Consider the following 12,280-nt stretch of genomic DNA (forward strand, 5'->3'; position numbering starts at 1 on the left):
GAACACACTACAAAAACTAGGGAATCCAACTACACACAATTCAAACTGGAGAGGCATTACTTCGGAGAGGGTTTTAGTGTAATCCGAACCAGCGATTCAGAAAACAAAAATTATGATTTCCACAAAATATAAATAAAGATTTACTGCGCTACGTCATTTGCAGGCCGATCTTTACACAATCTTTACACCCACCCTTCAAACCTATACAGCAACTTTACCCAGCTTTCCGTATTGTTCTAGCATCTAACCCCCTGGAGCAGATCGCATGGACACTTATTACCTGGTTGGCATCGTCGCGTTTGCCGCTATCACACTTTTGATCGTTAAAGGTTGCAGCCTACTTGGAGGCAAACAATGAGTATTTTGCAAATTATCGTCGCAGTGATCGCCGCCCTGCTTTTTGTTTATCTGGTTTATGCCTTGTTAAAAGCGGAGACGTTTTAATGAACTCATCTATCCACTTTCAGTTAGCACTGTTTTTAATCGTTTTATTGATACTGGCTGTTCCGCTAGGAAGCTACATTGCCACCGTCATGAGCGGCGAGGGCAATCTTGCGACCCGCCTTTTACGTCCGGTCGAGAAACTAATTTATCGGGTATGTGGCGTTGATCCAGAGACCGAAATGGGCTGGAAAAGCTATGCCTTCGGCTTAATCCTATTTAATTTGCTTGGTGTGTTAGCGGTCTATGCGCTGCAACGTTTGCAAGGCATGCTGCCGCTCAATCCTCAAGGAATGGCGGCAATTAGCCCTGACTCCTCATTTAATACAGCCATTAGTTTTGTGACCAATACCAACTGGCAAGGCTACACACCCGAAGCAGCCATGAGTTACCTGACCCAGATGCTCGGTTTGGCGGTACAAAACTTCTTATCCGCGGCGACGGGCTTGGCCGTTGTTGTCGCGCTAATTCGCGGCTTTGCGCGACATAGCGTCTCGACGATTGGCAATATTTGGGTCGATATGACCCGCAGTGTGCTGTACATTTTGATGCCCTTGGCTTTCGTCATTGCGCTCGTATTTATGGGGCAAGGCGTGATTCAGAACTTCGACTCCTACAAAACCGTTACCCTATCCGAGCCGTTGACGTACACCCAACCCAAAGTCGATGCTGCTGGCGCGCCAATCTTGGATGCCAACGGCGTGGCGGTGCAAGAAACCTTAACGACAACGACACAAACCTTGCCGATGGGCCCAGTTGCCTCGCAAGAAGCGATCAAAATGGTTGGCACCAACGGCGGCGGATTCTTCAACGCCAATTCTGCTCACCCTTATGAGAACCCAACTCCGCTGAGTAATTTCGTGCAAATCATTGCGATCTTTTTGATTCCGGCGGCCTTGTGTTTGACCTTCGGAAAAATGGTCGGCGATATTCGTCAAGGTTGGGCGGTGTTAGCGGCGATGACGATTTTATTTGTGGTCATGGCTTATTGCACCAACGCCGCCGAAATGGCTGGCAATCCCGCATTAAATGGCATGGGAATTGACCAAGCTACGCAAGTTAGCGTGGGCAATTTTGCGCAAGCCGGTGGCAATATGGAAGGGAAAGAAACCCGCTTCGGTCTGGTCGCCACCAGTATATTTGCAACCGTTACTACGGCAGCTTCATGCGGCGCGGTGAATGGCATGTTGGATTCCTTTACTGCCCTAGGCGGAATGATTCCAATGTGGTTGATTCAATTGGGCGAAGTTGTGTTCGGCGGCGTTGGTTCCGGCTTATACGGCATGCTCATTTTCGCGATTCTGGCCGTCTTTATCGCGGGCTTGATGATCGGGCGCACGCCAGAATATTTAGGCAAAAAAATCGAAGCTTTTGACATGAAAATGGTCTCGATTTCGATTCTGATCGGGCCGTTCTTGGTATTAGTTGGAACTGCCGTGTCGGTCATCGTCGCGGATGGGAAAGCGGGCATTCTCAATCCCAATTCGCACGGTTTCACCGAGGTTTTGTATGCCTTTTCTTCAGCCGTCAATAACAACGGCAGCGCCTTTGCTGGGCTGACATCGAACACGCCGTTCTACAACATCATGTTGGCGATTGCGATGTGGTTTGGGCGCTTCTTGGTGATTGTTCCTGTGTTGGCGATTGCTGGTTCTTTAGCGCGTAAAAAGCGCTTGGCGACCACCTTGGGTTCCTTACCAACGCACGGTCCTTTATTCGTCACCTTATTAATTGGTAGCGTGATTATTGTTGGCGCATTGACTTACATCCCTGCTTTAGCACTCGGGCCGGTGGTTGAACATCTGATGTTGTACTCGGGGCATTAGGCCGAGCTCCAACTCACACAACATGACATCGATACTCAACACTATTTTTTGCACTTTGACCCAGTTAAAGACGGATTGCGAAAGTTCTTATGACACACAAAATTAATCAATCATTATTGAACCCCGACATTTTAAAAGTCGCGTTGGCGGATGCGTTCCGCAAATTATCGCCCCTCACCCAGATCAAGAATCCGGTGATGTTTGTGGTCTATATCAGCAGTATTTTGACCACTGGCTTAGCCCTGCAAGCCCTTAATGGCAATGGCGAAGCACCAGCCGGATTCATTATCAGCATTTCGTTATGGCTGTGGTTTACCGTGCTGTTCGCCAATTTTGCGGAAGCCTTGGCGGAAGGTCGCAGCAAAGCACAGGCCGAATCCTTACGCGGCGCGAAACAAGATGTCGCTGCCAAAAAATTACAAACGGCGGATATCAATGCCACCCGCGTTTCGGTCAAAGGATCGACCTTAATCAAAGGCGACATCGTTTTAGTCGAAGCCAATGATGTGATTCCCGCTGACGGCGAAGTCATCGAAGGCGCAGCGTCGGTCGATGAATCGGCCATCACGGGCGAATCGGCGCCAGTTATCCGCGAATCGGGCGGCGATTTTAGCTCGGTCACCGGCGGCACTCGCGTATTGTCGGATTGGATTATTGTGCGGGTATCGGTCAATCCTGGTGAAGCATTCTTGGATCGTATGATTGCCATGGTTGAGGGCGCTAAGCGTCAAAAGACGCCGAATGAAATTGCGCTGACTATTTTATTGGTCGCGTTGACCATCATCTTTTTGTTGGCGACCGTCACCTTGTTACCATTTTCGTTATTTAGCGTCACCGCAGCAGGCGCAGGCTCACCGATCACGATTACGGTTTTAGTCGCATTATTAGTTTGCTTGATTCCAACCACAATCGGCGGTTTATTGTCCTCAGTTGGTATTGCCGGCATGAGCCGCATGATGCAAGCCAACGTGATTGCCACGTCGGGTCGCGCCGTGGAAGCAGCGGGCGACGTGGATGTGCTGTTGTTGGATAAGACCGGCACGATCACATTAGGCAATCGCCAAGCATCGGATTTCTATCCAACCATAGGCGTTAGCGCAGAACAATTAGCCGACGCAGCGCAGCTTTCCTCATTAGCCGATGAAACTCCCGAAGGACGCAGCATCGTTATTTTGGCGAAACAAAAATTCCAACTGCGTGAACGCAATATTCAAGCATTGGGCGCGACTTTTATCCCCTTTACCGCCCAAACTCGCATGAGCGGCGTTGATCTGAATGAAAGCGAAAACGGCGCAGCGCCAGTCCAACGGCAAATCCGCAAGGGTTCGGCTGAGGCGATTCGCCAGTACGTGCTTAATTTAGGTGATTCCTTCCCTAAGCATGTCAGCGATTTGGTCGATGTGGTAGCAAAAAAAGGTAGTACGCCCTTGGTCGTCGTGGAAGGTAGCCGCGTCTTAGGCGTGATTGAACTCAAAGACATCGTTAAAGGTGGCATCAAAGAACGCTTTGCCGAGCTGCGCAAAATGGGTATCAAAACTGTGATGATTACAGGTGACAACCGTTTAACCGCCGCCGCCATTGCCGCCGAAGCAGGCGTGGACGATTTCTTAGCCGAAGCGACGCCGGAAGACAAATTAAAGCTAATCCGTAGCCACCAAGCCGAAGGCAAATTGGTAGCGATGACCGGTGACGGCACCAATGACGCGCCCGCCTTAGCGCAAGCCGACGTGGCTGTGGCGATGAATACCGGAACCCAAGCAGCCAAAGAAGCTGGGAACATGGTGGACTTGGATTCCAACCCAACCAAGCTGATTGAAATCGTCGAAATCGGTAAGCAAATGTTGATGACGCGCGGCTCGCTGACCACCTTCTCGATTGCCAACGACGTGGCTAAATACTTTGCGATTATCCCAGCTGCGTTCGCCACTACCTATCCGCAGCTCAACGCGTTGAACGTGATGCACTTAGCGACGCCATCCAGCGCCATCTTGTCGGCTGTGATTTTCAACGCGTTAATCATCATCGTCTTGATTCCGTTAGCGCTAAAAGGCTTGAAATACCGCGCCTTAGGAGCTGCTGTTTTGTTACGTCGTAATTTATTGATTTATGGTTTAGGCGGATTAATTGTTCCGTTTATCGGCATCAAGCTTATTGACGTCATCCTGACTGTATTCGGCTGGGCTTAATTGCTACACCACGCTTAACCAAGGACTATTTATGAAAACTCTTATTCGCCCTGCGCTCAGCTTATTTATCCTATTGAGCTTGATCACTGGCTTGCTTTATCCACTCGTTACCACCGCCGTGGGGAAAGTATTTTTCTCCAACCAAGCCGATGGCAGCTTGATTGAAAAAGACCATAAACTGGTCGGTTCTACCTTAATCGGTCAAAGCTTTAGCGGCACGAATTATTTCTGGGGCCGCCCTTCTGCTACTGGACCGATGCCGTATAACGGCGTTAATTCTGGCGGCTCCAATTTTGGCCCTTCTAATCCTGCTCAAAAAGCCGCGGTTGCCGATCGGATTAAAGCCTTGCAAGAAGCCGATCCAGAAAACAAGCTGCCAATTCCCGTGGATTTGATCACCGCATCCGGTAGCGGCCTTGATCCTGAAATCAGCCCCGCCGCCGCTTACTACCAAGTTGGACGTATTGCCAAAGCCCGTAACTTGAGTCCGGACACGATTAAAAAATTAGTGGCCGACGCAACCTCAGAGCCACAATGGGGAATTCTGGGTGAAGCGCGGGTGAATGTCTTAAAGCTCAATTTGGCACTCGATCAACAGCATTAAGACTTGCTTGGGGGAATCTCTTGCCCCACCTATAATAGAAATAATTTCAAGCAAAGCCGTTAAACCATGAGCGATACCCGCCCAAATCCGGACGAACTACTCGACAAAATTCAGCGTGAAGATGCCAAGCAGCAGCGCGGACATTTCAAGCTGTTTTTTGGTTCGTGTGCCGGCGTGGGAAAAACCTTTGCCATGCTGGCGGCCGCCAAAGTACAAAGCGCACAAGGCGTTGATGTGCTGGTGGGCGTGGTCGAAACCCACGGCCGACGCGACACCATTGCAATGACAGAAGGTTTGGCTATTCTGCCACCGCAAAAAATCAACTACCACGATAAGTTGCGCGACGAATTCGATTTAGATGGTGCGTTAAAACGCAAACCAGCACTGATCTTGATGGACGAATTAGCGCACTCCAACATTCCCGGGGCGCGTCATCAAAAGCGTTGGCAAGATGTGGAAGAATTATTGGCGGCGGGGATTAATGTCTATTCGACTTTAAATGTTCAACACTTAGAAAGCTTGAACGACGTAGTCGGTCAAATTACCGGAATCCGAGTCTGGGAAACCATCCCTGATCGCGTCTTCGATATGGCCGATGAAATTACCTTGGTGGATTTACCGCCGGACGAATTATTGCGCCGCTTAAAAGAAGGCAAAGTCTATATTCCACATCAAGCGGAACGCGCTTCTAAGAATTTTTTCCGCAAAGGGAATTTAATCGCTTTACGCGAATTAGCCCTACGCCGCACCGCCGATCAAGTCGACACGCAAATGCGCGACTACCGCGCCGACCAATCTATCCAAGACGTGTGGCAAGCCAAAGAGCGCTTACTAGTCTGCATAGGCCCGCACGATTCCAGCAAAAAATTAGTCCGCAGCGCTGCGCGCTTAGCCGCGAGTTTGAAAGCCGATTTAATTGCGGTCTATATCGAAACACCGAGCTTGCAAAAACTCTCCGACGCCAAGCGCGAATCGATTCATAAAACGCTCAAACTGGCGCAAGAATTGGGCGCGGAAACCACCACCTTGTCGGGCGAAAAACTCGCTCCGGTATTACTGAGCTACGCGCAAAGCCGCAACGTCAGTAAGCTGGTAATCGGCAAATCGTTACGTCCTACGTGGTCACGGATTTTGCGTACCAGTTTGGCCGACGAATTAGCCAGTCGCACCACTGACGTTGATGTGTATGTGGTCGGACACGACTTCGATACCGAATCGCTTAGTCAAGGCAATCACAGCGAGTACGACAATTTAATTGGCATGCCAGCGGGCCAAATGAGCGCACCCAAAGATTATTTGTGGGCTGCAGCGATTTGTATCGCGGTCACTGGCATTACAGCAGGCTTGGTTAATATTTTTGATTTAGCCAATGTAATCATGGTGTACATTTTGGCCGCGGTATTTGTGGCGATTAAATTTGGGCGCGGCCCGAGTATTTTTACTTCGTTTTTAAGCGTCGCTTCGTTCGATTTTTTCTTTGTCCCACCGCGTTTCTCGTTTTCAGTCTCGGATACGCAATACCTATTTACCTTTGCCATCATGCTGGCGGTGTCACTCATCATCAGCAACTTAACTGCTAATTTCCGCTATCAAGCGCGTATTGCCAGTTACCGCGAACGGCGCACTAACGCCTTAAATCTAATGAGTAAAGCGCTCTCCTCGGCCTTAATGGTTGATCAAATTATTGAAATTAGTAACGAGCATTTGGTGGGTGTGTTCCAAGCCAAAATCGCGTTGTTACTGCCCGATAGTCACGAAGCGATTCGCCAACCGTTGGTCAATACCAGCACCGTGCCTGAGCATTTGGATTTAGGCGTGGCGCAGTGGGTGTACGACAATCAACAACGCGCTGGCCTTGGCACCAATACCCTGCCCGCTAATCCTTTGCTCTATATCCCGTTGCAAGCGCCGATGCGTACCCGTGGCGTTATCGCCATTGCGCCGAATGATCCGAAACAGATTTTTCAACCGGAACAACAACAATTGCTCGACACCTTCGCCGCGCAAATCGCCTTAGCCTTAGAGCGGGTGCATTACGTGGACGTGGCGCAGGATGCGCTCATCAGCATTGAGGCTGAGCGCCTGCGTAATTCCTTGTTGTCCGCCATTTCGCACGACCTCAGAACGCCGCTGACGGCCATCGTTGGATTGTCCAGCACCTTAGCCGCACAAAATCAACTGAGCGAAAGCACTCGTCAAGAACTGATCAGCGGCATTAATGAAGAAGCTCGCCACATGAACAGCTTAATTATTAACCTGCTCGATATGGCGAAACTTCAATCCGGCAAAGTCCTGCTCAATCGTCAATGGCAGCCAATTGACGAGGTAATCGGCAGCGCTTTGCGCTTATCGAGCCAAGTGACGGCTAAAAATCATATTGAGCTTGAGATACAGCCGCATCTGCCGCTGATCTCGTTTGATTCGGTGTTATTGGAGCGTGTGCTGTGCAATCTGATTGAGAACGCCGTCAAGTACGGGCACGATCACATCGTGATTAAAGCCAATATGACTAATAACGACTTGATTGTCAGCGTGATCGATAACGGGCAAGGTTTTCCCGTTGGGATGGAAGAAAAGATCTTCGATAAATTCACCCGCGGCGAAAAGGAATCAGCCACTCACGGCGTTGGATTGGGTTTAGCGATCTGCAAAGCCATTATCGAAGCGCATCAAGGTCGTATTTGGGCGACGAATTTACCGACCCAAGGTGCTAAAATCAGCTTCTCATTGCCCATCGGCAATCCACCACAAATCGAAAGCGAATAAGCCCTGCGCCCATGACTAGCGAATCCATTATTAATCTGGTTTTAATCGAAGATGAAAAGCAAATCAGACGCTTTCTCAGTGCCGCACTGACCAACGAGGGCATCATCGTGCACGAGGCCGAAACCGGCAAACAAGGTTTAATCGAATGCGCCACCCGCAAACCAGATATCGTGATCGTGGACTTGGGCTTGCCCGACATCAGCGGGATTGAGGTAATCCAGGAAGTGCGTAGTTGGAGCGAAGTACCGATCATTGTTTTATCGGCCCGAACGCAAGAACAAGAGAAAGTCGGCGCACTCGATGCTGGCGCGGACGATTACTTAACCAAACCATTTGGCACGGCAGAACTGATTGCGCGAATCAAAGCGCATCTGCGCCGCCGCCAGCCCAGCACCGGCTCAAACGATCACTTATTTCACTTCGGTGATGTTAACGTCGATTTTTCGCTGCGCACGGTCAGCAAAAATGGCGAAGCGGTGCATCTGAGTCCGATTGAATATCGACTGCTATCGGTGCTAGCGCGCAATGCGGGCAAGGTACTCACGCATCGCCAATTGCTCAATGATGTTTGGGGACCCAACCATTCTGAGAGCAACCATTATTTACGGATTTACATGGCAAATTTGCGCCAAAAATTAGAACACTCGCCAGCCCAACCTAAGCATTTTTTGACGGAAACAGGAGTGGGATATCGTTTGGTGGTCGGAGACGTTTTAGCGAGTTAGAAATCACTGCTAATGATGATTATTGAACTGGTTTGAAACGCTGAACATGGCTGAAAATCTTCATTGCAAACATAAAAAAAGGTAGCCGAGGCTACCTTTTTTTACTCCATCGATTCGTTCTTAAGACGCTGCCTTAACCGGCGCGGTTGGAGCCGCTGGCGCAGAGGCCTCAAAGTGCTTGATCACTTTGACCTTACCTTTTTGCTTGAGCAATTCAATGTAAGTGAACAAATCTTCCGAGCCAGCGACTGCTTGCACTTGCTTGTTGATTTCAGCCGTTCTGCCAGGATCGGCGGCGGCTTGTTGCACTTTATTGATGCGGAAAACTGTGTAGCCTTGGCCTGGCACTTCAACACCGACGAAAGCCGGTAATTTACGGGTGTCGGCTTTCATCACCGCTTCAAAAGCTGGTTTTGGTAAGCTTGGCGGCTGCAAACGTGAAACTACTTTGGCTTCGCTAAATTCTGTTGCATCGACTGGGTTAGCAATCAACGCCGCCAATTTAGTTTCACCGGCTTTTTTGGCCAATTTTTCTGCTTCAGCAGCCACTACCCGAGCAGTGACCACGTCTTTAACTTCTTCCAGCGGACGTTTGCTCGCCGCTTTGTACTCAACGATATGAGCAGAAATTAACGTGTTCGTCCCGACTTCCACGGCTTCGGTATTGCGCTTATTTTTGATCGCATCGTCAGAGAACAATGCTTTCAAAAATTTTGGATTCGCCAATAGCGGATTGGTCGTAGCCAATGGGCTTGGAGTGCGTGTTAAGTGGTCCGCTGATTCAATCGTCAACTTCAACTTCTCTGCCGCCGGCTTCAAGCTGTCCGATTGCTCGTACACGGTATTGGTAAATGTTTCCGCCAATTCAGCAAATTTCTTAGACGCTTTTTGCTTTTTAATGTCTGTCGCAATTTGCTCTTTAACTTGTTCTAACGGCTTAACCGTAGCCGCTTTAATCGCCGTTAAATGAATGATGTGGAAACCAAAATCAGACTGAACCAAGCCGCTGATTTCGTCTTGTTTCAAGCTATAAACAGCTTCTTCAAACGGTTTGAGCATCATGCCTTTGCCGAAGAAATCCAAATCACCGCCCTGCGCTGCTGAACCTTCATCTTGCGAATACTGCTTGGCGAGTTGGGCAAAATTGCCTGGCTCTTTGCGCACCAAGGCCAATACTTCTTCGGCTTTAACTTTAGCGGCGGCTTTATCGGCTGGGCTAGCGTCTTTGTTGACCTTGATCAAAATATGGCTAGCACGACGTTGTTCGTCGGAGGTGTAGTTTTTCAGATTTTGCTCGTAGACCGATTTGATCTCTTCGTCGCTTGCGACCATTTGTGCTGCAATGGCGTCACCGCTGAGAACCACATAATTGATCGACGCGGTCTCAGGCAAGCTGAATTGCGCTGCATTGGCATCGTAGTAGGCTTTCAACATCGCGTCAGTTGGCTTTACCTGAGCAGTGAAATCATTTGGTTTAAAACCGATCGCCTGTACTTCACGTTCCTGCGCGGTGATGGCTTCGACTTGGGTAACGACAGTTTTAGGAATAAATGCGCTGCCTTCAACGGCGTTGATTAACTGTTGTTGCGCTAAATCTTGACGCAAGCTGGCTTCGTACATTGCCGGCGTCATACCACGCGCTGCTAAGGCGTTTTTATAACTTTCGGTATCGAACTTACCGTCAGGTAAAGTGAAGCCAGGAATCGCTGAAATATTTTTGTGTAAAACGCTGTCCGAAATCATCAAGTTCGCATTTTTCACTTCGGCTTTGATCGCGTGCTGGGAAATCAAATTATCCAATACCGATTGTTTGGCATCTGGCGTGTTGAACATTGTTTCGTCAAACTGGGCACCGAAACGCTGGCGCATTCTGTCCATTTGATCGCGTAATGCATCATCAAACTCTTGTTGCGTAATATTTTGTCCCGCAACTTTTGCCAAAGCGACTTCGGCTGGATCGCCGCGCAAGTAGCTTGAAATGCCCACGAGAGCAAAAGATGGAACGATAAATAACAGCAAAATAAACTGCATTAAACGCTGGTGCGTACGAACATATTCAAACATGGTGGGGATCACTCATTCACATGCTGGTGGGCGCGTTGGCCGCCACAATCGGTGGCCATTGCATATAAAAAAAAGGAACTTGCGTTCACTTTTTAAATTTCTGGGCAAATAGGGTTGTGGTTTTAACCACTTTACTTACCGAAAAACCGCTATTTCAACCAATTCTTGTATTTTCTTGTATTTATAAGCTGTTGAAATTGTTAAACCTAAGCTATTTCTGTACAGCTATAAACGACCCGCGATTCTAGCAGTGTTTTGAAGACATTGACAACCAAACAGCCTAAATTCCTCGTTCGGACGTTGCTGGGAAATGCAGTAGCAATATTTACATTTCCCAGACTAGCGGACTTATTTAGAAACTATCAGCGGGAACCCGCACCCAGCCTTCCATCAAGACCCGCGCGCTGCGGCTCATGATGGCTTTAGAAACACTCCAAGCGCCCGATGCGGGGTCTTGCAATGCTTCCGCCCCAACCCGCAAGGTGCCCGAAGGATGTCCAAAGCGCACCGCCTTAATGACTCCGCCACCCGCGGCTAAATTGACCAAGGTGCCGGGAATGGCCGCGGCGGTTCCAATCGAAACCGCTGCCGTTCCCATCATGGCGTGATGCAATTTGCCCATCGATAAAGCCCGCACTAGCAAGTCGATCTCATTGGCGTTGACTTGCTTGCCGCTGGAAGACACATAATCCTTAGGCTTAGCGACGAAGGCCACTTTGGGCGTATGTTGACGCTTTGCGGCTTCGTCCAAATGCTTGATCAAGCCCATGCGTAATGCGCCATGTGCGCGAATTGTTTCAAATTTGGCCAAAGCCGCCGCGTCGCTATTAATGGCCTCCTGCAGTTCAGTGCCGGTGTAACCAAGATCTTCGGCATTGATAAAAATGGTGGGAATGCCTGCATTAATCATGGTGGCCTTAAACACGCCAACGCCGGGCACGTCGAGTTGATCGACCACATTCCCAGTTGGGAACATCGAACCACCGGCATCGCTACCCTCCTCGTCAGCCGCTGGGTCTAGAAATTCCAATTGGACTTCCGCGGCGGGAAATGTGACGCCGTCTAATTCAAAGTCGCCCGTTTCTTGAACCTGACCGTTAGTGATTGGAACATGCGCAATAATGGTTTTGCTGATATTGACCTGCCAAATCCGCACCACCGCAACACCGTTATCTTTGCCATCTAATAGCTTTTTGGCGTCCAGCAAGCAGCTAGAAATCGCGAACGAGCCAACTGCTGCCGACAAGTTGCCGCAATTGCCGCTCCAATCAACAAAGGCTTTGTCGATCGCGACTTGACCGAATAAGTAATCAACATCGTGATCCGGCTTGCTGCTGGCAGACAGAATCACGGTTTTGCTGGTGCTGGAGGTCGCACCTCCCATGCCATCAATTTGTTTGCCATAGGGATCGGGGCTACCAATGACACGCAATAACAAGGCGTCACGCGCTGCTCCGGGCGTTTGGGCTGAGGCCGGTAAATCCTGCAGGCGAAAGAACACGCCTTTGCTGGTGCCGCCGCGCATATAGGTGGCGGGAACTTTAATTTGGGGAACCGTGGACATAGTAATTACTCCTGAATTCAAACTTACATCGAATGCGACGAACGTAATGGAAAACTGGCTGGTAAAACTTCACCAGCCAGTTTTGATGCATAAACAATCGCTGC

Annotated in this window: 8 protein-coding genes; 6 read left to right on the plus strand and 2 right to left on the minus strand. The window is 49.4% G+C overall.

The features are described 5' to 3' along the window. The first annotated feature begins 354 nt into the window (after positions 1-354). From kdpF to kdpE, 6 genes are all read left to right on the plus strand, one after another. Positions 355-444, plus strand: coding sequence for a K(+)-transporting ATPase subunit F (gene kdpF, locus E2I14_RS03910; RefSeq protein ID WP_133325577.1), 90 nt, complete (start codon positions 355-357; stop codon positions 442-444). Continuing rightward, the gene (gene kdpA / locus E2I14_RS03915; RefSeq protein ID WP_133325579.1) at positions 444-2,267 is read left to right on the plus strand and encodes a potassium-transporting ATPase subunit KdpA; all 1,824 of its coding nucleotides are present in this window, start codon (positions 444-446) and stop codon (positions 2,265-2,267) included. The genes kdpF and kdpA overlap by 1 nt, the downstream gene beginning before the upstream one ends. 89 nt (positions 2,268-2,356) lie before the next feature. Beyond that, positions 2,357-4,453, plus strand: a complete 2,097-nt coding sequence (gene kdpB, locus E2I14_RS03920) for a potassium-transporting ATPase subunit KdpB (protein WP_133325581.1) — start codon at positions 2,357-2,359, stop codon at positions 4,451-4,453. A gap of 31 nt (positions 4,454-4,484) precedes the next feature. Beyond that, entirely contained in the window at positions 4,485-5,057 is a 573-nt protein-coding gene (gene kdpC / locus E2I14_RS03925) for a potassium-transporting ATPase subunit KdpC (RefSeq protein ID WP_133325583.1), read from the plus strand. A 66-nt stretch (positions 5,058-5,123) separates the two neighbouring features. After that, a complete protein-coding gene (locus E2I14_RS03930; protein WP_133325585.1) occupies positions 5,124-7,823 on the plus strand; it encodes a DUF4118 domain-containing protein in 2,700 nt (899 codons plus the stop codon). Between the two features lie 11 nt (positions 7,824-7,834). After that, a complete protein-coding gene (gene kdpE, locus E2I14_RS03935; protein WP_133325587.1) occupies positions 7,835-8,548 on the plus strand; it encodes a two-component system response regulator KdpE in 714 nt (237 codons plus the stop codon). A gap of 120 nt (positions 8,549-8,668) precedes the next feature. On the opposite strand, the gene E2I14_RS03940 is transcribed toward kdpE, so the two are convergent. Next, positions 8,669-10,612 (minus strand): SurA N-terminal domain-containing protein, encoded by a 1,944-nt coding sequence (locus E2I14_RS03940; protein ID WP_133325589.1) that lies wholly within the window; start codon positions 10,610-10,612, stop codon positions 8,669-8,671. A 352-nt stretch (positions 10,613-10,964) separates the two neighbouring features. Then, positions 10,965-12,176 (minus strand): 2-methylaconitate cis-trans isomerase PrpF, encoded by a 1,212-nt coding sequence (prpF, locus tag E2I14_RS03945; RefSeq protein ID WP_133325591.1) that lies wholly within the window; start codon positions 12,174-12,176, stop codon positions 10,965-10,967. Between the last annotated feature and the right edge of the window lie 104 nt (positions 12,177-12,280).

This window comes from Sapientia aquatica (genome assembly GCF_004358105.1).
In the GTDB taxonomy this organism is placed as follows: domain Bacteria; phylum Pseudomonadota; class Gammaproteobacteria; order Burkholderiales; family Burkholderiaceae_D; genus Solimicrobium; species Solimicrobium aquaticum.

What these genes read in the sequence shown, in the direction of transcription:
- E2I14_RS03940 (WP_133325589.1), bottom strand. Translation starts at nt 10,612, where the DNA reads ATGTTTGAATATGTTCGTACGCACCAGCGTTTAATGCAGTTTATTTTG.
- E2I14_RS03930 (WP_133325585.1), top strand. Translation starts at nt 5,124, where the DNA reads ATGAGCGATACCCGCCCAAATCCGGACGAACTACTCGACAAAATTCAG.
- kdpB (WP_133325581.1), top strand. Translation starts at nt 2,357, where the DNA reads ATGACACACAAAATTAATCAATCATTATTGAACCCCGACATTTTAAAA.
- kdpA (WP_133325579.1), top strand. Translation starts at nt 444, where the DNA reads ATGAACTCATCTATCCACTTTCAGTTAGCACTGTTTTTAATCGTTTTA.
- kdpF (WP_133325577.1), top strand. Translation starts at nt 355, where the DNA reads ATGAGTATTTTGCAAATTATCGTCGCAGTGATCGCCGCCCTGCTTTTT.
- kdpE (WP_133325587.1), top strand. Translation starts at nt 7,835, where the DNA reads ATGACTAGCGAATCCATTATTAATCTGGTTTTAATCGAAGATGAAAAG.
- prpF (WP_133325591.1), bottom strand. Translation starts at nt 12,176, where the DNA reads ATGTCCACGGTTCCCCAAATTAAAGTTCCCGCCACCTATATGCGCGGC.
- kdpC (WP_133325583.1), top strand. Translation starts at nt 4,485, where the DNA reads ATGAAAACTCTTATTCGCCCTGCGCTCAGCTTATTTATCCTATTGAGC.